This is a genomic window from Williamsia sp. Y853 (assembly GCF_056786495.1).
In genome coordinates this window covers 850797-871279 of sequence record NZ_JBXCJC010000004.1, presented here as the reverse complement: position 1 = coordinate 871279, position 20483 = coordinate 850797, and the positions used below count along the sequence as shown (strand labels likewise).

The 20483-nt window shown below is 63.7% G+C and carries 19 protein-coding genes; 11 read left to right on the top strand and 8 right to left on the bottom strand.

Annotated features, from left to right (window positions below; all coding sequences use genetic code 11):
* Positions 1-424 precede the first annotated feature (424 nt).
* The 4 genes from AC1TPF_RS24570 to AC1TPF_RS24555 all read right to left on the bottom strand — a co-directional run bounded on the left by AC1TPF_RS24570 (position 425) and on the right by AC1TPF_RS24555 (position 4320).
* A complete protein-coding gene (locus tag AC1TPF_RS24570) occupies positions 425-2080 on the bottom strand; it encodes an alpha/beta hydrolase (RefSeq protein ID WP_482145545.1) in 1656 nt (551 codons plus the stop codon).
* Positions 2081-2083: 3 nt separating this feature from the next.
* Positions 2084-2386 carry a hypothetical protein gene (locus tag AC1TPF_RS24565; RefSeq protein ID WP_482145544.1) on the bottom strand — a complete coding sequence of 101 codons (303 nt, stop codon included), beginning with the start codon at positions 2384-2386 and terminating at the stop codon, positions 2084-2086.
* 139 nt (positions 2387-2525) lie between these two features.
* Entirely contained in the window at positions 2526-2897 is a 372-nt protein-coding gene (locus AC1TPF_RS24560) for a nuclear transport factor 2-like protein (RefSeq protein WP_482145543.1), read from the bottom strand.
* A 22-nt stretch (positions 2898-2919) separates the two neighbouring features.
* Complete coding sequence (locus tag AC1TPF_RS24555) at positions 2920-4320, bottom strand: acyl-CoA synthetase (protein ID WP_482145578.1); 1401 nt, start codon at positions 4318-4320, stop codon at positions 2920-2922.
* A gap of 97 nt (positions 4321-4417) precedes the next feature.
* Here AC1TPF_RS24555 and AC1TPF_RS24550 point away from each other — a divergent pair, with 97 nt between their 5' ends.
* Together AC1TPF_RS24550 and AC1TPF_RS24545 are read left to right on the top strand one after the other, a co-directional pair.
* The gene (locus AC1TPF_RS24550; protein WP_482145542.1) at positions 4418-5140 is read left to right on the top strand and encodes an SIMPL domain-containing protein; all 723 of its coding nucleotides are present in this window, start codon (positions 4418-4420) and stop codon (positions 5138-5140) included.
* A 16-nt stretch (positions 5141-5156) separates the two neighbouring features.
* Positions 5157-6830: an amidase gene (locus tag AC1TPF_RS24545; RefSeq protein ID WP_482145541.1), complete on the top strand. Its 1674-nt coding sequence runs from the start codon at positions 5157-5159 to the stop codon at positions 6828-6830.
* Positions 6831-6838: 8 nt separating this feature from the next.
* Here the strand turns inward: AC1TPF_RS24545 and AC1TPF_RS24540 are convergent, their stop codons facing one another.
* Positions 6839-7681 (bottom strand): sulfurtransferase, encoded by an 843-nt coding sequence (locus AC1TPF_RS24540; protein ID WP_482145540.1) that lies wholly within the window; start codon positions 7679-7681, stop codon positions 6839-6841.
* Between the two features lie 182 nt (positions 7682-7863).
* Here AC1TPF_RS24540 and AC1TPF_RS24535 point away from each other — a divergent pair, with 182 nt between their 5' ends.
* On the top strand, positions 7864-8463 hold the full coding sequence (locus AC1TPF_RS24535) for a pyridoxamine 5'-phosphate oxidase family protein (RefSeq protein ID WP_482145539.1): 600 nt from the start codon (positions 7864-7866) through the stop codon (positions 8461-8463).
* Here the strand turns inward: AC1TPF_RS24535 and AC1TPF_RS24530 are convergent.
* The 3 genes from AC1TPF_RS24530 to AC1TPF_RS24520 all read right to left on the bottom strand — a co-directional run bounded on the left by AC1TPF_RS24530 (position 8460) and on the right by AC1TPF_RS24520 (position 11392).
* Positions 8460-8894, bottom strand: a complete 435-nt coding sequence (locus AC1TPF_RS24530; RefSeq protein WP_482145538.1) for an SRPBCC family protein — start codon at positions 8892-8894, stop codon at positions 8460-8462. The two genes, AC1TPF_RS24535 and AC1TPF_RS24530, sit on opposite strands and share 4 nt — an antisense overlap.
* A 148-nt stretch (positions 8895-9042) precedes the next feature.
* Positions 9043-10524, bottom strand: a complete 1482-nt coding sequence (locus tag AC1TPF_RS24525) for a carboxyl transferase domain-containing protein (RefSeq protein WP_482145577.1) — start codon at positions 10522-10524, stop codon at positions 9043-9045.
* A 55-nt stretch (positions 10525-10579) separates the two neighbouring features.
* Positions 10580-11392, bottom strand: coding sequence for a mycofactocin-coupled SDR family oxidoreductase (locus tag AC1TPF_RS24520; RefSeq protein WP_482139988.1), 813 nt, complete (start codon positions 11390-11392; stop codon positions 10580-10582).
* Positions 11393-11496: 104 nt separating this feature from the next.
* Between AC1TPF_RS24520 and AC1TPF_RS24515 the strand changes: the two genes are divergently transcribed.
* The 8 genes from AC1TPF_RS24515 to AC1TPF_RS24480 all read left to right on the top strand — a co-directional run bounded on the left by AC1TPF_RS24515 (position 11497) and on the right by AC1TPF_RS24480 (position 20483).
* Positions 11497-11874 (top strand): VOC family protein, encoded by a 378-nt coding sequence (locus tag AC1TPF_RS24515; RefSeq protein WP_482139989.1) that lies wholly within the window; start codon positions 11497-11499, stop codon positions 11872-11874.
* Between the two features lie 182 nt (positions 11875-12056).
* A complete protein-coding gene (locus tag AC1TPF_RS24510; protein WP_482145537.1) occupies positions 12057-13430 on the top strand; it encodes a styrene monooxygenase/indole monooxygenase family protein in 1374 nt (457 codons plus the stop codon).
* A 103-nt stretch (positions 13431-13533) separates the two neighbouring features.
* Positions 13534-14184, top strand: a complete 651-nt coding sequence (locus AC1TPF_RS24505) for a class II aldolase/adducin family protein (RefSeq protein WP_482145536.1) — start codon at positions 13534-13536, stop codon at positions 14182-14184.
* A gap of 3 nt (positions 14185-14187) precedes the next feature.
* Positions 14188-15102 (top strand): carbohydrate kinase family protein, encoded by a 915-nt coding sequence (locus AC1TPF_RS24500; protein WP_482145535.1) that lies wholly within the window; start codon positions 14188-14190, stop codon positions 15100-15102.
* An 840-nt stretch (positions 15103-15942) separates the two neighbouring features.
* Positions 15943-17136 carry an amidohydrolase family protein gene (locus tag AC1TPF_RS24495; RefSeq protein ID WP_482145534.1) on the top strand — a complete coding sequence of 398 codons (1194 nt, stop codon included), beginning with the start codon at positions 15943-15945 and terminating at the stop codon, positions 17134-17136.
* Positions 17137-17201: 65 nt separating this feature from the next.
* Positions 17202-18371, top strand: a complete 1170-nt coding sequence (locus AC1TPF_RS24490) for a M24 family metallopeptidase (protein ID WP_482145576.1) — start codon at positions 17202-17204, stop codon at positions 18369-18371.
* Positions 18361-19482 carry a M24 family metallopeptidase gene (locus AC1TPF_RS24485; protein WP_482145533.1) on the top strand — a complete coding sequence of 374 codons (1122 nt, stop codon included), beginning with the start codon at positions 18361-18363 and terminating at the stop codon, positions 19480-19482. The genes AC1TPF_RS24490 and AC1TPF_RS24485 overlap by 11 nt, the downstream gene beginning before the upstream one ends.
* Positions 19483-19520: 38 nt before the next feature.
* Positions 19521-20483 carry an enoyl-CoA hydratase/isomerase family protein gene (locus AC1TPF_RS24480; protein WP_482140000.1) on the top strand — a complete coding sequence of 321 codons (963 nt, stop codon included), beginning with the start codon at positions 19521-19523 and terminating at the stop codon, positions 20481-20483.

Sequence of the window (20483 nt, the reverse complement as noted above, 5' to 3'; positions counted from 1 at the left end):
CGTGACAGACATACAGCACCTAAATTGGCACTAACAATCCATCGACACACTATCGAGTTCTCAAAGAACACACCCGCAACCAACTTCGACACACGCATTCGATGCCATCCTGGAAGGGATATTTTATTGTATCTAACAGGCTGTCTCCGTCTCGGAGGCAACTTTTCAAGCTTACCCGACTCGCATCCGGTCCGCAACTCGCTGCTCTCGCAGTCCGTCGCCACCCGCGTTTGAACCCTCCACCGAAAAGCGGAGCACATTCAACTATGGGCGGTCAACCTTGTTCCTTCAGGAAAAGACTTCCCTGTCGGTGTTCTCGGCTCCGGGCTTCTTCCTCTCCGGCGCCTCACTGGCTGACTTGAAGAAAGTTACGGGAACAAGTCCGTCGGCGTCAAATCGCCTGGTCAGGCACCCTCGACCCAATTCACCGGCCGTTCACCGAGGTGGCGGTTTCCGGGTACTGCACCTCCCCGTACTTCCCCGTCACGATTCGGGCGATATTGCGCAGTGACTCCGAGCCCTCGTCCCAGTACTTGCCGTGTGCGGCGGTACTGATTCCCGAACCGTTGTCGGATGTGAAGACCTGCGCGCCGAACCCCCGGTCATGAGGGTCGGCGCCGTGGACTCCCTCGACCAAGTTGATCCAGTCGTTTCTCGCGACTGTCGACCACACCCGATCAGAGTTCGGCCGATCATCAGGCCCGGTCAAGTTCAGGTCATTCACGTCATCGGGTCCGCCCAACCCTGGACTGGCGATAAACACCAGGTCATCGACGTCCAGCTCCCGGTCGCCACTGGCCGCCTCGGCAGCGACAACGGTCCCGTAGGAATGACTGACGATGGTGTTGTGTGAAGGGCTCGCTCCTTCGTGGGTTGCGCGCAGACCGTCCTGCAGATCAACCAGCGGTTGCGCCCCGCGTGCTGCCGGCGCACCGGAGCCGGCGGCACCGATGTCCTGTGGTGCGTCGTAGCCGAACCAGGCAATCGCCGCAGTATCCGTCGTTCGGTGCGGACTGGCGGCGCGGACCATGCGATCCGCGCGGACGACTCCCCCGCTGATCTTGCTGAGTTTCGATCCCGTCCCCGGTACGTAGGTGACGATGTTGGCGGCGGTATCGGGATTGTTGACCGCAATCGCCCCGCGACCCTTGGTATCGAGCTGCATCAGATAGCGCTTCCTCCCACCGACCTCGTCCCCGAGTGCGTTCTGCACTGCACTCAGCGCAGCAAGGTCCCGCTGCGCCTGGTCACGATGAGATCGCCCCGCCTCATCATTTGCGAGCACGTCACGAGACATCGTTTCCAACTCGAGCAAGTACCGGCGGTTGAAGTGATCACGGTCGGCAATCGGTATCCCGTCCATGTTGCCGAGGTCGCGGTTGCTATTCCACAACGCCGCCTTCTCTGCAGGGGTCAGACCATCCCAGAGTGTCTTGAGCAGGTACGGATCGATGGGCAGCTTGCGTCTGCCATCCACCAGTTCCTGCACGGCTTGCCGTAGCGGGACGGGCGCGGTCGCCCGTTCGGCATTGAGCACCAACTCTTCGAGGGTCTTGGTGATCTGGACGGCCAGGGTCGAATCAGCCTGACCGGCGGTGGCCAGGGCTTCCGACAACCACAGCTGATGTCCCGCGGCCTTGCGGTCGGCCAGCGCCCGGACATCGCGGATCGGCAGACTCGCCGGGATGTCGGTGGGATGGCCGGGCCGGCAGTCGGCCGGTGCCGTGACGCCACCGTCGTCGGCAACGAGGTAGCCGAGCCATGCGATGGAATTTGCGCGGTCACGGGCAACCCGACAGGAGTGGACGATGTCTGGCCCGAGCCGGTTGATGTCGTCGGCGATGTCGAGGATGGTGATCGCCAAGCGGCTACTCGCCTGCGTTTCTGCGTCAGCGCGGGCCTGTGACGCTTCGGCTGTGTCGCCCTGCCAGCCCTGCATCGTGGTGGTGACAGCGCGGGAGATGTCATTCATCCGCGTGTCGAATGAGTCGACCGCAGAATCGATCTCGGTGGCGGCGTCCGAGAGCGCTTGCGCATGGGTCAACCACGTACGCACTTGTGACACAGTCGGTTTGCTCATCGTTCACAGCTTCAGCAAGCCGCTGATCGAGTCGGCGTATTGGCCGTCGGTGATGCCATATGTTGTTCCGGCGAGCGCGTTCTTCTGCGCCAACGCATCAACACGGGTTGCGACGCGCTCGAGGGCCGACTCGATCTGCTGCTCCGCCGTTTCGCAGGCAACGGCTACGTCGGATCCCGCCAAACCCCGCAGCAGATCCGAAACCGCCGGGTGGATCTCGATCGCGCGGATTCCGCGCGCCGCAGCCCGTAGATCGGTCGCGAGCATGGCGAGCGCATCACGATCTGCCTTGAGTACTGGTGCCATCAGATTCCCCCATATCCTCGATGAACCGAGGTTGAGGTTATTGACGGTCAGCGACCGATCGCGGCTGATCTACCGCAATCATGCGGTGGCTGTGGACGACTCCGTTTCCTGTTGACAACGCCCCTACTGCTGATTGAGGTCACCGCGCCGGAAGCTTGGCGCCCATCTTCTCGGAGAACAGTTGTGTGGCTTTCATCGGGCGCAGCATGACGGTGAACTCGTCGATGAGGTGGTCGGGTGTCTCGTGGATGAAGTCGCACCCCTCGATGGCCAGGCCGTCGACCTTGGCTTTGAATATCAGGCCGGTATAGCCATCGAGTGGTGAATTCAGTTCTCGGACATAGGTGAAGTCCTCGAAAGTATCGAAGGCGGCACGCAGGATCATGTCGACGACGTCGCGTCCCTTGTAGGCATTGAAGGCGACCGGGCTGTGAAAGACGACGTGTTCGTCGAGCATCGCTGCGATGTCATCGATCCGTTGTTCCTCGACCGCCGCGCGGAATGCATGCATGTCCAAGCCTCCTCATAGTCCCCTAGAGCAACAGCTTCTTCTGCACCTTACCCATGGCGTTACGGGGTAGTTCGTCAACTACGCGAATTTCCCTGGGCCGCTTATGGTTCGAGAGCTCGGAGGCAACGAGGTCGATGAGTTCGGTCTCGTTGATGCCATCTCCGACCACAACAGCGACAATGCGCTGTCCCAGATCGTCGTCGGGCACTCCGATCACGGCGACCTCATGCACGCTCGGATGGCCGAGCAACACGGTCTCGATCTCGCCTGCACCGATGCGGTAGCCACCGGATTTGATGAGGTCGATCGAGGCCCGTCCGACGATCCGGTGCATGCCATCGGGATCGATGACGGCGACGTCGCCGGTGGCAAACCAGCCGTCGCCAATCCACGATTCCGCGGTGGCGTCGGGCCGATTCAGGTACCCCTGCGACACCATCGGACCACGAATCTGAAGGTTGCCGATGGTTTCTCCGTCATGCGGAACCTCGGCGCCCTGGTCGTCGCGCAGGCGGGATTCGACTCCGGCGATGGGGAAACCGACCCAGCCCGGACGACGTTCGCCGTCGAAACGGGTACTGAGTGTGATGAGGGTTTCGGTCATCCCGTAACGCTCGACGATCTCGTGGCCGGTCAGCTCTTTGATCTTCTCGAACACCGGGACCGGCAGCGGAGCGCTACCCGACACCAGCAGTCGGGCCGGTGCCAGTGCGCGCGCCGACTCCTCGTCGGCGGCGATCCGTGTCCACACCGTCGGGACACCGAAGTACATCGTGCCCGCGGCCGCGGCGTAGTTCTCGGGGGTCGGTTTCACCGTGTGGACCACGGCGCTGCCAACTCGCAGCGGCCCGAGGATACCGAGGATCAAACCGTGAACATGGAAGAGCGGAAGGCCGTGCACCAGAATGTCATTCGAGGTCCATGCCCAGGCGTCCGCGAGGGCGTCGAGGCCGGCGGCGATGGAACGCCTGCTCATCGGGACGCCCTTGGGGAGTCCGGTGGTACCGGAGGTGTACAAGACGAACGCCGTCGAATCCGGATGCGGTTTGGGATGGCTGTGCCACGACCGCGCGTACATCCGGACCGGGAGAACCTGCAGACCTGCGGTGTCCTCGGGGGCCGCGCCGAGCCAGGCCTGAGCACCAGAGTCGGTCAGCATGTGCTGCCGTTCGGTCGCGCCCGCATCCGGAGGAACCGGGACGACGGCGACGCCGGCGATCAGCGCACCCACCACGGCTACCACTGTCTGCGCCGTGGGCTGCGCCAGCACCGCTATGCACCTGGCCCCGCGGATCCGCTCGGCGACCGAGGTGGCCGCACCGATGAGATCGCTTCGCGACAGGACGGTGTCGCCGACCGTGACGAAGGCGGGGTCGTCCGCCCTATTGGTGAGGGAGGCCTGGGTCAACGACGGAAAGAGCATCACCCGACCACTTTGTCATACCGCCGCGCCGCGTCATCGCCGATGCGCACGCCTCCGACGGCGCCGAAATGTCAGACCACCTAGGCACACTGCAGCAATGATCCCTCGCCCCGTCACGATCACCGTCTCCGGCCACGCGACCCGACAGTTCACCCCGAACCGCTGCACTGTGCATCTGTCGGTGCACTCTGACGGCACCACCCGGGAAGGCGCGTCCGAACCGGTGACGGCGGCGGTCACCACCGTCACCGATCTGGTGAAGGCACTCCAAGAGCAGCCCAACTCACCCCTGCAGCGATGGTCTCTTGATCAGCTGCGTCACGACCGGTACCGGCCCTACGATTGGCAAGCCAAGGAGCGCCCGTGGGTCTACCGCTCATCCGCGTCGGTCAGGGTGACGTTCAAGGACTTCAGCGCGCTGGGCGCCTTCATCGATCAGGTCTCCGAGATGGAGGAGGTCGCGGTCGGTCGGATCCACTGGTGGCTCAGCCGCAAGGCCGAAGCAAAGCGGACCGCGCAGGTTCGCGACCTGGCCGTCCGCAACGCACTGGCCAAAGCCCAGGGATACACGCAGGGTCTCGGCTACAGCGAGTTCAATGCCGTGGCGATCGCAGATCCCGGGATGCTCGGCCTGACCACGGGCGGTCAGCATTTCGAGCCGGACGGCGGGATTCCGCGCGCGATGGCCGTGACCGGTGCGCCTCCCGGCGATTCCGAAGACCGCCAGGTCATCGAGCTCGAGCCTGGTCGGGTCACGATCTCGGCCTACGTCGAAGCACGGTTCGAAGCGCTCAAGACCGAGCCGACCGCCGAGGTCTGATGGCATTCTGAACGCCATGCGCACCGCCGGGACCTTCCGTGTTGTCGAGAAGTCCATCGCCGATCTGCGTCTGGCCCTCGACACGGGCAAAGTCACCAGCGTCGAACTGGTCGGGCGCTACCTCGACCGGATCGAACACTACGACCACAACGGCATCCGGTTGAACGCGGTGCCGGTGATGAACCCGGATGCACTCGATGAAGCGCGGACCTCGGATCTGCGACGTCAGCGCGGCGAGGTACTCGGTCCGCTCGACGGCATTCCGTACACCGCGAAAGACAGTTACAAGGTGCGAGGGCTCACGGTCGCCGCCGGTTCTCCAGCGTTCAAAGACCTGATTGCCGGCGACGACGCCTTTGCGATCGCCCAACTGCGTGCCTGCGGTGCCATCTGCCTTGGCTTGACAACGATGCCGCCGATGGCTGCCGGCGGTATGCAACGCGGACTGTATGGCCGTGCCGAAAGTCCTTACAACGCAGACTTTCTCACGTCCTCATTCGGTTCTGGGTCATCGAACGGATCGGGTACCGCGACGGCGGCCAGCTTTGCCGCGTTCGGTCTCGGCGAGGAAACCTGGTCGTCGGGACGAGCGCCGGCCTCCCACAACGGTCTGGTCGCGTACACGCCCTCCCGGGGTGTCATCTCGATGCGCGGCAACTGGCCGCTGTACGCCACGATGGATGTTGTTGTCCCGCATACCCGCACGGTCGCCGACATGCTCGAGATCCTCGATGTCATCGTCGACGACGATAAGCAGACCCGGGGCGACTTCTGGCGGATGCAGCAGGTGGTCGAGCTCCCCAAGGCCTCTGCGATCAGACCACCGAGCTATCCCGCACTGACGGTCGCGGCCGCGTTGCAGGGCAAACGCCTTGCGGTCCCTCGGATGTACATCAACAAAGATGACCAAGGCAAGGATCCGGTGCACACCCGGCAGTCGATCATCGACCGGTGGCACAAGGCCCGCAGGGTGCTCGAGTCGTTGGGTGCCACGGTCGTGGAGACGGACTTCCCGGTGGTCGAGAACCACGACGAGGACCGGCCCGGCGCACGGAGCATGGTCACTCGCGGATTGGTGCCACCCGACTACTACGCCTGGGAGATGGGTGTCCTGATGATGTGGGGGTGGCAGGACTTCCTCGACGCCAACGGGGACCCGAACCTGTCGGCCTTGGCCGATGTCGACGGATCGCAGATCTTCCCACCTCCCGACGGCGCACTCCCCGACCGCTACGACGTGGAGGACGAGGACTTCGCGGTCACCGTCGAACGAGCCAAGCAGGGTGTGCCCGCGCTGGAGGATCTGCCCAATCTGCAGCAGTCATTGCGCGGGCTCGAAGCCACCCGAAAGCTGGACTTCGAGGACTGGATGGACTCGAACAACATTGATGCCGTGGTGTTTCCGACACAGTCGGATGTCGGACCCGCCGACGCCGACGTCAATCCTGCCTCCGCCGACATCGCGTGGGCCAACGGTGTGCGCTACTCCAACGGCAATCTCGCGATTCGCCATTGCGGCATCCCGACCGTCACCGTCCCGATGGGACTGATGGCCGACACCCAGATGCCGATCGGGCTGACGTTCGCAGGCAAGGCTTATGACGACAGCCTGTTGTTGTCGATGGCGGCGGCATTCGAAAGTGCCGCGGATCCCAGACCGGTCCCGCCGCGCACGCCTGAACTGCCGTAGGCGCCGGGTTACGCCGGTCCGGTGGCTACCGGATTGGCCGAATCCGAACTCCACTGCGACCACGAACCCGGGAACAACGTCGCATCGATATCCGCCAATTGCAGCGCCACGAGGTCGACGGCTGCGGTGACACCCGACCCGCAGTACACGCCGACCGGCTCAGATCCGTCGGCCCCGACGCCGGAGAAGAACTCCCGCAACTGTTCCGGCGTCCGAAAGAAGCCCTCGTCATCCAGGGTGGCGGTGCTCGGTGCATTCACGGCGCCCGGCACGTGACCGGCCACCGCATCAACCGGCTCGACCTCGCCCCGGAACCGTTCGGGTGCACGGGCATCCACCAACACACCGGCAAAGTCGTCGACCTGCTCGGCGGTCAACGTCGGCAAGGCGCCGGCGTAGAGGTCCGACTGCGACACCACCACGTCACCACCGACAACGGCGGTCTCTCCGGTGGCAACGGGTTCACCGGCCTTCGCCCACGCACTCAAGCCGCCATCGAGAATCCGCACATCGGAGATGCCCGCCGCATGAAGCACCCACCAGGCGCGGGCAGAACCAGCGCGGTTCCAGTCGTCGTAGACCACCACGGTGTCGCCGTTGTTGACACCCCAGTGGCGCAACGCAGTCTGCAGCGCCTCACCCGACGGCAACGGGTGGCGGCCCCGACCCTCGATCGAGTGGTCGCTCAGTTCGGTCTCCAGGTCGACATAGACCGCGGTCGGAATATGCGCTGCTGCAAAGGCTTCGCGTCCGTCCGGTGCGGGCAACGACCACCGCACGTCGAGGATCCGCAGGTTGTCCCGCTCGGATGCCAGTTGATCGGCCAACTCCGAAACACTGATGAGAGTCATATCCCTACCTTCTACCACTCGCGCTCAATTCGGTGGCCAGCGCGACGACCGTATCGGAGGCCGTCTGCCGCGATTCGCTCGATGTGTTCGCCTCGGCCCACCAGAACGCAAAGCAATTCCGCTTGACCATCCCAACGCTTCGGTGGAACTTTGAGCGCAGAGAACAACAGCAAAGGGAGATCGTGGATCAACTGAATCGCAAGAAAGAACGCCGCGGCGACCGCACACTGCTCAACGAGATTCTCGACGAGGCACACGTCGCGACCGTGTCCACCGTCGTCGACGGATTGCCGTGGTCGGTGCCGATGCTGATCGCCCGACACGGCGACACAATCCTGATGCATGGCTCCACCGGAGCCGGGGCCTTGCGACACATTGCGGCCGGAGCCCCGGTTGCGGTCTCGGCGTTTGTTGTCGACGGACTGGTTGTCGCCGACACCCTCTTCGACCATTCCATGAACTACCGATCGGCGGTGGTGCGCGGCACCATCGAGAACTCCGATGTCGATCCGCGCGAGGCACTGAACGTTCTCGGTGACAGCATCCTCCCGGGCCGCAGCACCGAAGTCCGTCCACACACCGACAAGGAGATCGCCGCAACGATCGTCTTGTCGCTCCCGATCGTCGACGGCCAATGGATCACCAAGGCGCGCGCCGGTGGTCCCGGCACCGACAACTCTGATACCTGGACCGGACACATACCTATGCGAACCGTCTACGACGGACCCATCACCGAGACCGAAGGCCAGATCCCCGCGTCGGTGCGACGCCTGAGTACCTAGAGCGCGCCGAGCGACTTGGTCATCTGCTTCTGCGTCTCGTCGGCGAGACGCTTGAAGACCATCCCGAAAACCGGATCGGACAGCTTCGCGACTCCGTTGAAGACGACATGCGCGTGGTACGCAACCGACGTCTTGGCCGGACCCTGCGGATAGATCGAAATATCATCGATGCTGGTTGCGGTCTTGTTGACGCCCTCAAGGGTGACCCGGTCGGGATCGTCGCGGGTGAGCGTGTACTTCAGGTGAGTCCTGATCCCGGCGATCTTCGAGGTGTTGTCCCACTCGGTACCCAAGACGACCGGCCCGGATCCGACTTGCGTGCATTTCTGCGTTCCCGGGTCCCACTGCTCCGCATTGGCAAAGTCGCGTAGATATGCGCGAACCTTGTCGACCGGCGCTTCGACCGTGAACGTGCGTTGAACATTAACCATCCTTCAACGGTAGACGAATTCCTGCCGCGTCACCCCTGACCTGCACAAACAACTTGGTCAAAGTTCACAATCATCATCGAACGTGTGAACGAGATCGAGTCGGAGAAACCAGCCGTTGCCGAACCCGGGTGCGACGAAAGAAGTCGACTCAGCCGACCGCGTCACCGATCCGGCGTCGGCGATCATCGCGGCGTTGGCGGCGTTCATCGATCTCGAGTGTCTTGAGCACGGCAAGCTCGTACTCGAGATGGGCTCCCAGGTCAGGCAGAAAGTCCAAGGCCTCTGGATGCGATTCACTGAGCACCACATCAACGATGCCCGATGCATGCAGGTCCGTGGCCCGAATACCCTGCTGCGCAGCCAGATCCGCAGCGTGTTCGGTGTCGCGATATACGATCAGACTGGCACCTTCGGGCGGTAGCGGCGAGAGCCAGGAGTTCTCCATCGCGATCACCCGATCAGCCGGGAACAACGCCAACGCCGCACCCCCGGCGCCCTGCCCCAACAGCACAGAGATCGTCGGCACGGTCAGCGCGCTCAACTCCGCTATGCAGTGCGCGATCTCGCTGGCCAGGCCTCCCTCTTCGGCATCGGCGGACAGGTCGGCGCCCGGCGTATCGATCACCGTCACCAGCGGAAGACCCAGACCCTGCGCCAGCCTCATCCCTCGTCGTGCAAGTCGCAGATCCGCCGGACCGATCAGTGCGCCAGGCACCTGCCGCTTGCGGTCCTGGCCCACCACCACCGCCGACTCACCACCAAAACTGGCCAACGCCAGGATGATTCCACTTCGAGAGTCGACCTCGCCGCCGCCTGCCAACTCGATCGACTCGGTAGTCGACCGCTTCAGCAGATCACTTACCCCCGGCCGGTCGATGGCACGCGATGCCGTGACCACGGCCCATGGATCCTGCGCCACCACCGGAGCACCGTCTTCCAACGAGGGCTGAGTTTCGCCCTCGGACTCCTGATGCCCGAGCAGGCCGACGATGCGGGACGCCGTCGCACCCAGCTCGTCAACACCGACAACAAGATCGATCAACCCGTGCGACCGCAGGTTCTCCGACACCTGCACGCCGGCCGGAAATTCGTGCCCATAGAGCCCTTTGTAGACGCGAGGGCCCAGGAATCCGACCAACGCGCCCGGCTCGGCCAGCGTCACATGCCCCAACGAACCCCAGGAAGCGAACACCCCACCGGTTGTCGGGTGCCGCAAATAGACCAGGTACGGCAGCCGCGCCGCCTTGTGATCGACCACGGCAGCGGTGATGTTGACCATCTGCAAAAAGGCCGGTGTCCCCTCCTGCATGCGGGTACCACCGGAAGCCGGAAGTGCCAGCACAGCAAGCTGTTCGGAAGTGGCGCGGCGGATAGCCGCGACCACCCGTCGTCCGGCTTCGCGGCCGATCGACCCACCCAGGAACCCGAACTCGCTCACCACCACGGCTATGCGCCCACCGGACAGGGTGGCTTCTCCACACAGAACCGACTCGTCGAGCCCGGTCTTCTCGCGGGCGCGGGCGATGTCGGCCGCGTAGCCCGGATCGTCCGGCAGCGTCGTCAACTCGACGTCCCAGGGTCGCCAGCTGCCCTCGTCCACCAGCTTCGCCAGCAGTTCGGCAGCCGTCATCCGCTCCGGAGTACCTGTTGTCTCGCCCACGACATCAACCGTAGGCGGTTTGCGGTCAGAAGTACTGAGCACCACCGTCGACGGATACGTGTTCGGCGGTCATGAACGACGACTCGTCCGAGGCCAGGAATGCCACGGCGTTGGAGATCTCCTCGGGTTCGGCCACGTACTGGTTGAGGAAGGGAGTACCCATCACCGCCAATCGGGGGTTGGCGGCGGCGGTCTCCTCGATCCGCGCGACCATGTCCCCCGACCCCATCGGGCTTGCCACAGCACCGGGATGCACGCTGTTGACCCGGATGTTGTGTGCACCGAGTTCCGCAGCAAACGCGCGGGTCATGCCGGTCACCGCGTGCTTACTCGTGGTGTAGTGCACCATGAACGGCTGCACCTTCTTGCCTGCATACGAACTGATCAGGATGACCGATCCGCCACCACGCTCGACCAGTGCAGGCGCGGTGGCCATGACCGTGTTCCATACACCCGTGACGTTGATATCCATGTGATCGCGGAACATCTCCGGCGTCGACTCATCCCACGTCGCCGGAATGCAGATCCCCGCATTGGCGACCACCACGTCGAGTCCGCCGAACTGATCAACCGCGTCGGCTGCCAGTGCCTTCAGCGCATCGAGGTCCCGGACATCGCCCTGCCGCAGCAGCGCCTTACGACCCTGCGCCTCGACCAAGGCCACGGTCTCGGCGAGATCTTCAAGCGTCGCGGAGTCATAGGGCACGCCAGGCAACGGGCCGGCGAGATCGATTCCGACGATGTCGGCACCCTCACTCGCCAAACGGACCGCATGCGCTCGTCCCTGCCCACGGGCTACCCCGGTGATGAATGCAACCTTGTTCTCCAGTCGTGACACCTGCACACCTCTTCTGTCGTAGACAATTCGCCCTGCCGACTGTATGCCTCCGCAAGATCCTGCAGTTCAAGATCTTTCGCGCTGCCGCGGACTACCATCAGGCAATGATCGATCACCTGGCATTGCAGTCACTTGATCCGGCCGCCTGCGCAGCGTTCTACGTCAGCGTCTTCGCACCGCTCGATGTTCACGAGGTGATGCGATTCGAACGCCCCGACGGTCTTGTGGTCGGCCTTGGGACGGGCGACTTTCCGGAACTCTGGTTCGGGCCGCTCGTCGACCCCGGGACCCGCCCGGTCCACCTGGCACTGACCGCATCCAGCCGCGAGGCGGTCGACGAAGTCCACAGACTCGCGGTGGCAGCAGGCGCCGAGATTCTGCACCAACCGCGAGTCTGGCCCGAATACCACCCGAGCTACTACGGCGTTTTTCTCCGTGACCCCGACGGCAACAACGTCGAGGCCGTGAACCACGGGTTCTAGTACCGCGACACCAGCGCGGGACAAGACCAGAGACGGCGCGTCACCATCCGTTGAGGTGGATCACCGCGGCAGTAGTTAATCTCCCCCTGATCTGAAGGGTTCCGTCGATCTCGTATCCAGCGGATGCTCACCGTATTCGCCTACCCGCACATACGTTTCGTACGAGCATCGGAGATCACCCTATGAGCAACACCAACCGTTCCGTCGCCATCATCGGAGCCGGTCAGACCGGTATCTCGGCGGCCGTTGGCTTCCTGAACGCCGGATTCGACGTCACCGTCTACAGCGACCGCAACCAGCAGAGCCTGTTTCGCGATGTCTCCGCCACCGGCACCGCGGTCACCTTTGGTTTGTCGCAGGAGTCCGAGGCCGCACTCGGCGTCGACACCTTTGCCGGCCGCGCGCCGCAGGTCACCGGCATCAGTGCCCGCACCATCACCGGCAGCGGCCACGACTACACCGAACTCCTCGACTTCGACGCCGACTTCCCCGGTTTCGAGGCCATCGGAGTCGACACGCGGCTCAAGGTGGACGAACGCATCACGCAGTTCCAGGAGAAGGGCGGCACGTTCATCGTCGAGGAGGTCGACCCGGACCGGCTCGACACGATCGCCGGCCAATACGACCTGACGCTGGTCGCGACCGGCAAAGGTGGACTGGCCAAGTTGTTCTCGGTGGACGAGGCGAGGTCACCGTACAAGAGTCCGCAGCGCAGCGTGCTGCTGCTGACCGTCGAAGGTCTCGACCACGGACCCGATGTGTTTGCGCACCGCAGCCCGGCAGGCGGCAAGCACCAGGCGTTCAACTTCGCAGATCAGGGCGAAGGTTGGTGGGGCCCGTATCTGCACAAGGACGCCGGACCGTCATGGTCGTTCCTCGGTTGGGCACAGCCGGGCAGTGAGTGGGAGCGGCGCTTCCAGTCGGTCACCGATGCTCACTCGGCGCACAAGGTGGTCATCGACCTGCACCGCGAGTACTTCGACTGGGATCTGCCCGAGGTGCTGAGTACCCGGGTCATCGAAGAAGATCCGCACTCCTGGCTGCAGGGAGCCGTCACACCGACAGTGCGTAACGCGCTGGGCCACACCGCAAGTGGACATCGCATCGCCGCACTGGGTGACACCGCGGTGGCCTACGATCCAATCACCGGCCAGGGCGCACAGAGCGGATTCATCCAGGCAGCACAGCTGGTCGCCGCGGCCAAGGATCACGAGGGTGAGTTCGATGACGCCTGGATCACCGATACCTACAACAACTTCTTGACCAGCCGAGTCGATGCCGCCAACCTGGCAACCCGAATCTTCCTGCGTGACCCGGTATTCGCTGACTATGGGGCCGTCCTGTTCCCGGCCGCAGCCACGAACCCGAAGTTCGGCGCCGCACTCTTCGGACTGCTGTCCGACCCGTCACCGGTCCTGTCGATCAATTCGGTCGATGACGCGAAGGCACTGATCTCCGCGGTGACCGGCGAGGACGCCGATTCCATCCTGGCGAAGTTCGCACCGGCCGGGCGATTCTCCCGATCTGCACTCAGCGCCCTGGCTCCGGCGATCTGACGATCCGCCACGGCAGGCGCCGTGGCGAAACCGGTTGAGCAAGTCTTCGCCGGTGGCGGTGATCTCCCACCGATCACCGCCACCCACCGCTAGCCTCGTCATCATGGACTTCGACGATCAGCGAGCCTGGCTGGTGAGCGCCGCCCATCGACTGGCCCGCCGTCGCCTGGTGATCGGCACCGGGGGCAACCTGTCGATCCGTGTCGGGGACCGGATTCTCGTGACACCCAGCGGTGCCGACCTCGAGTTCCTGACGCCAGCTCAGGCGGTGGTCACCGACCTCGACGGCACGGTGGTGGCAGACAGCCCTTACACACCGACGTCCGAACTGCTCCTGCATTTGGAGATCTATCGGTCGACGAGCGCGAAGGCCGTAGTTCATGCACACCCGGTGGCATCGATCGCGGTGGCCAATCTCGTCGACGAACTGCCGGCAGTGCATTACACCGCGGCGCTGGTTGGTGGCGGTGTGAGGGTGGCGCCACACGAGGTCTTCGGCACCCAGGAGCTGACGGACGCCGTGGCGATGGCCCTCGTCGAGCGCACCGCCGCGCTGATGCGCAATCACGGATCGGTCGCGTACGGCGACTCGATCGAAACCGCCTGCGAACGAATCGAACTCGTCGAATGGCTGGCGGAGATCTACCTGCGGACCGCAGCGGTCGGAGTCGGTGCGGTCTTGAATCAGGAACAGCTCGTCGCGGTGGCGGTCGCTGCGGCAGCGCGTGGCTACTCGCCGATCAGCAGGAGATGACACATGCAGATTGTGACGTTCGGAGCGCATGTCCTCGACGTGGTGGTGCATCCGGTCGATGAGATCCCCGAAGGCCAAGGTGCGCTGCTGGTCCCGCACATCCGGCTGGTGCCTGCGGGTCCGGCCGGGGGCACGGCGATCGCGCTCGCGAAGCTGGGCGCGGCGGTTTCCACGGTCGGCGCGATCGGACGCGACGACTCCGGCGATCTACTGACCACGCTTCTGCAACGACACGGTGTGGTCACCGAACATCTTGTGCACGTGGATGATCAACCCACGTCGATGAGTGTGCTGCCCATCCGGAGCAACGGTGACCGACCGGCGCTGCACATGCCCGGCGCCAACCTCACCTATCCGCTCGACCAGGTCCCCCTCGATCTGCTCACCAGTGCCGACCACGTGCACATCGGCGCACCCGAGTTGCTCAATCCAACCGAACTGGTGAAGGTTCTGGAAGCGATACATGCTGCGGGGGTGACGATCTCCGCCGATATTCTCGCGCCGGGCGACCCTGGCGTCTTGGCCTGGATCGACCCGGTACTGCCACACCTGGATTACCTACTGCCCAACGACGAGCAGGTCCTCGGATTCACCGGGGCCACTAATTTGATCGACGGATGTTGCGCCCTCATCGACCGTGGTGTCGGATGCGTGGCGGTCACGGCAGGCGCAGAGGGGGCGTGGGTCGTCACGGCGGCGGCAGCCGAACACGCCGCGGCCACCGATGTCGAGGTCGTCGACACCAGTGGCTGTGGGGACGCATTCTCGGCCGGCTTCATCGCCGGCCGGATGGCTGACTTCAGTCTCCTGCGATCGGCACAGCTGGGCTGCGCGGTGGCCGGAATTGTGGCCACCGGCCTCGGTAGCGATCACGGCGACTTCGACTGGACCTCGCTGACGGCCGCACTGCCCAGCTGAACCGCGGCAACTCCGGAAGGTCGCCCCGTTTGTTTATGCTCAATTCAGAAGAATGCAGACATCAATTGCACCCGGAAATAGAAAACGATCAATAACACTGATGTGCCCGCACATCAGTTTGCATACGATTCAATTCGCGAATTATCGCCATTCTATTTGACTGATGTCGCGGCCGGCTCCCACCCTCGATCGACACGACTCGGAGCACGGAAGACCCGGCCCGGGCCCCACACACCTCTCTCGCGGTACAGACGCCATTTCCGCCGACATCCACACCGCTCGACTCCAGCGCCGCCGCCTACCGACTCCCACGACCGGCAGAGAACTTTATCGCCCCTACCAGCACCAACAGCCGAAACGCAGAACGCCACCGGACTCCCCTTCCCGAGCTTGCCGGGCTGGTATCTCGACGTGCAGCCATCACGACACCCAACTCACTCGACCGCCAACTTACACGCATAAGTAAACCGTGTGTAGCCTTTCGCCAGATGCACCTGAGCACGCCCCGCCGCCCGGCCGGAGCACCCTTCACATGGGCGGGAAATACGCTCTGGCTAACACCTGAAGTGCGTGATAACGTGACTTTCGCTACAGGGGATTATTGTTTTCCATGAGCCCGAAGTACGGAAATCAACTTCTTTTGTTGCCCGTGTGCTCCTTGCTCGGTGCGGACCGTTTCGAATTCCGTCGCAACAGCCGGCGATGGAATCGTCACGCACCTGGAGTCGATCACGAGGTTGTCCACTTCCCCGCCCGCGCGCCAGAGCGAGCTTGGGCGTATCCGGCGTCTTCATCGGCGTCACGTGAACTCAGCCGACCAGTCGAACAAATGGAGAAGTAATGTCGCTTCATACCACCAGCGCATCGTTGTATCCGCCGGAAGGATTGGCTCCTCCGAAGGATCGTCGCGGCCACGCCGTCGGCGACCTCGGACTCCCCACCGGAACCCAGGTCTTCTCGGCGGACAATCACATCTCACTCGCCGACGACATCTTCTTCGAACAATTCCCCGCCGAACTTCAGGAGAAGGCTCCGCGAGTGTGGTACGAGGAGGGGGCTTTTCAGCTGGGACGCAAGGGAAAATCGTTTCTTCCCGGAGACTTCAGCCACGTCCTGATGCAGTACGACCCCCTCGTCGGATCCGGCAGCGCAAACCTCGAGGCGAGGTTGGACGAGCTGGCGGCGGACGGCGTCTCCAAGGAACTCGCTTTCCCCAACGCGCTTCTGGCACTGCTGTACTACCCGGACCGCGACATCCGCGAACGCGCGTTCCGGATCTACAACGAGTACATCGCCGACCTCCAGGAGCGATCGGGCGGACGGTTCTTCGGAGTCGGACTGATCAACTGGTGGGATGCCGCAGGCACTCGTCGCACCCTTGACGAGCTGAAGTCGTTGGGCCTCAAGACTTTCCTGATGCCTCTCTCGGCAGGTAAGGACCTGGAGGGCACACCCATCGATTACGGCAGCACGTCGATGATCCCGGTGTGGGATGTCATCGAGGAGTCCGGCGTTCCGCTGGCCCACCACATCGGTGAGGCGCCGCTGTCGAGCCCATGCGAGGTCAACAGTGTTGCTGTCGGCATGATGCACAACGTCGCCCCGTTCCGCGAGATGTTTGCCAAGTACATTTTCAGCGGCATCATCGATCGCCATCCGGGCCTCAAGATCGGCTGGTTCGAAGGCGGCATCAACTGGGTCCCGTCGGCCATCCAGGATGCAGAACACATGCTTGCATCGTTCCGTCACATGTTGAATCGTCCTGTCGAACATGATGTTCGGCACTATTGGGACAACCACATGAGCGCGTCGTTCATCGTCGACCCGCTGGGTTTGGCGCTGATCGACCAGATCGGGATCGATCACGTCATGTGGTCATCCGATTACCCACACAACGAGAGCAGCTTCGGCTACTCAGAGAAGTCGATCGCCGCGGTGGTCGAGGCACTCGGCCCCGAGGACGCGGTCAAGGCCGTCAGCACGAACGTCTCGAAGTTCCTGGGCCTGCCGCAAGAAAGCGACCCAACCTCTTGACCTCATCTGTCTTGACCAGCAACAAGACCATTTTGCGTGTCCCCGACAAACCCGACCTCGCCCGGATGCGACGCGAGGTCGGTGCCCGGATCCGCGCGGAGATGGTCGAGCACGACATCGGTGCGTTGATCCTCCTCGGCAACAACGCTGTCGCCTACGCCACCGGCGTGAGCTGGCCGCTGGGTGATGCCGGTTTGTCACACGTCGAGCGACCGGTGGCGGTCATCCTGCCCGACGACGAATGGCCCTACCTTTTCCTGCCGATACGCGATGGTGCGCCGGAAGATTCGGTCTTGCCCGACGATCATGTGCTGCCGCCGGTCTATCTGGAGTTCGATGAGGGCGTCGAGACCTTTGCCCGGGCACTGGCCGACCTGGTGCCGGCAGAAGCCGTCTACGCCGTCGACGAGAGCACCGGGGCGATGCTGCGGGCAACCAAGCGCCTGTTCCCGTCGGGGCCGCCGCGCGACGCCGCAGTGATCATCGGCGCCGCCAAACTCATCAAGACCCCAGATGAGCTGTCCTGCATCCGAAATGCCTGTCGTATAACAGAAGAAGCGATGGTCGAGGTCCAGGCGGCCCTGGCTCCGGGGATGCGGCAGATCGACCTGTCCGCCGGCTTTGTCCGGCGGGCATTCGAGCGGGGGGCAACGGCCAACATGCTCGACGCCATCTGGCAGGTGATGCCATCGAGCAAGGACACCGGTGTCTGGACCACCCACGGCGATCTGGCGCTGCCACTGCTGACCACCGAACGGGAACTCGTTGCCGGCGACGTCCTCTGGGTCGATGTCAGCATCACCTACTCGGGCTACTGCTCCGACTTCGGTCGCACCTGGATCGTCGGGCAGGACCCGTCAGCACGTCAGCAGGCACAGTTCCGGCGTTGGAGGGACCTGATCACCGCGGTGTTCGAGACCCTGAGACCCGGTGTCACGCTCGAGGATCTCGCCACCGCTGCCATCGAAGTGAATGGCGGGACCAAGCCCTGGCTCCCGCACTTCTACCTCGGACACGGCATCGGTACCTCAGCGGCCGAAATGCCCATGATCGGAACCGATCTGGGTCCCACCTACGACAAGAACTTCATCCTGCAACCCGGGATGGTGCTGGTACTGGAGCCGGTGGTCTGGGAAGACGGCACCGGCGGCTACCGCAGTGAGGAGATCGTGGTCATCACCGAAGAGGGCTTCGCGCCGCTCACCGACTACCCGTACACGCCTTATGGCGACTGAGATCCTGGCCGATGATCGCGCTCTTCGCACCGGACGGCGAGAACGCGCACTGGCCCAGATGCAAGCCCACGACCTCGACATACTCGTCTTGGGTCGACAGGCCAACGTCCGCTACGTCACCGGCGCAACGCAACTGTGGGTGGCAGGCACACGACCATTCGCACCGAACTGCGTCCTGTCCCGGGAGACCGGTGAGATCCACCTACTCAGCACCTGGGACGAGGGCATCCCGGACGACATCCCCCACGATCACCTGTACGGCATCGCATGGAACCCGATGAACATCATCGCGGTACTCAAGGAGATCAACGGCGCTGCGACGGCCCGCCGAGTCGGAATCGACGCTCTCTCGCCCGGTTTCGCCGAACTGCTACCCCACGCATTCCCCAATGCCGAGTTGGTGGACGCGGAGATGGCCCTACGGACCGCACGCCGGATCAAGACCGATGACGAGATCGCGTCCATCCGTGAAGCACTCCAGGTCGCCGAAGTGGGCTTGGCCGCGTCGGTGTCCGAACTCCGACCCGGGATCAGCGAACAGCGACTGACGGGTGTCCTCCTGGAGGCGATGGCCGCAGGCGGTGTCAGCACCCCGGCCACGCAGGACGGGGCCTGGGTGACATCCAAAGAACGCCATGGGCGGCGCGCCAACGGAACCAGTGCGGTTCGCTCCGGTGATCTCGTCGCCTTTGCGGCGGGAGTCCTCGACAGGGGATACACCGGCGAGGTCGGTCGAACGTGGCCGGTGGGTGAGTTCACCGCCGACATCCGGTCCATGTATCACCGCTCGGAAACCCTGCGAGACCGCCTCTTTGGCGCCTGTCAGGCCGGCGCACCGGCCGGCGCCCTCCTCTCGGCGTACGAGGCGGCCGGTGAGCCATTGCCCCCGACTCCGGTTGCACATGGATTGGGCCTGGGCTTCGACCCACCCGTCGTCTCGCCGCACCTACCGGAGACCAACGCCTCCGAGACACTCGAGCCGGGCATGGTCTTGGCTGTCACGAGCTACGTCTGGACGCTGGGCCTCGGAGCAATCTTCGGTCGCGATGCCGTCCTGATCACCGACCACGGGCCCGAGGTTCTCACCACAGCTCCCTGGTGGACCGGATAACCCCCAGTGAAGGCGAATACAGAGGGAGTCAGCACAGCATGACGGATTCACTTCCCAAGCCCGAGGAGATCATCCTCTTCGAGAAGGACCGAAAGACCAAGATCGCAACGATCACGTTCAACCGTCCCGACCAGCTCAACGCACCGACCGCAGCGGCCCGTCTGCGCTACGGCGACCTGATCCACCGATGCAGCATCGATGACGACGTCAAGGTGCTGGTGGTCCGCGGTGTGGGTGACGACTTCGGCTCGGGCGCAGATCTTCCCGAGTTCATGGCGAACCAGAATGCGGACTCTCCGCAGGCCCGGCTCCGCGAGTTCAAACTCGACGAAGACGACGTCACGGCGCCGCCGCGGGGATCGTTTCGGTTCGGTGCGTCGGTCAGTCAGTGGTATGCCAATCCGCAGGCCGGATGTCGCAGCCTGCAGGAGTTCAAGAAGATCAGCATCGTGGAGACCAAGGGCTATTGCTACGGCTGGCATTTCTATCAGGCCGCGGACGCCGACCTGCTGATCTCGGCTGACGACACCTTGTTCGGGCACCCGTCGTTCCGCTATCACGGATGGGGTCCCCGGATGTGGACCTGGGCACAGGCCATGGGGCTGCGCAAGTTTCAGGAGATGGTGTTCACCGGACGGGCCTTCACCGCCGCCGAGATGGACGCCTGCGGATTCATCAACAGTGTGGTGCCCCGCGCGGACCTGGAGGCGGAGGTCGACAAGTACGCGACCTCCTGTGCGCGCACACGTCCGACCGACACCGTCTTCATGCAGAAGACGTTCTTCGAAATCATGAAACAGCAACAGGGCGAGTACATGGGCAGTCTCATGTCGGCGTTCTTCGAGTCGATGGGCAGCAACATCGCGGCCGACGGCGACGAGGTGATGCTCGAGGACGAGGACACGTTCGGCCGCGGCCTCAACAACACCGTGAAAGGCACCGACGACCAGTACCCGCCGGAGTTCAGGTTGAGCAAGTCCGGTCGCAAGAAGAAGAAATAG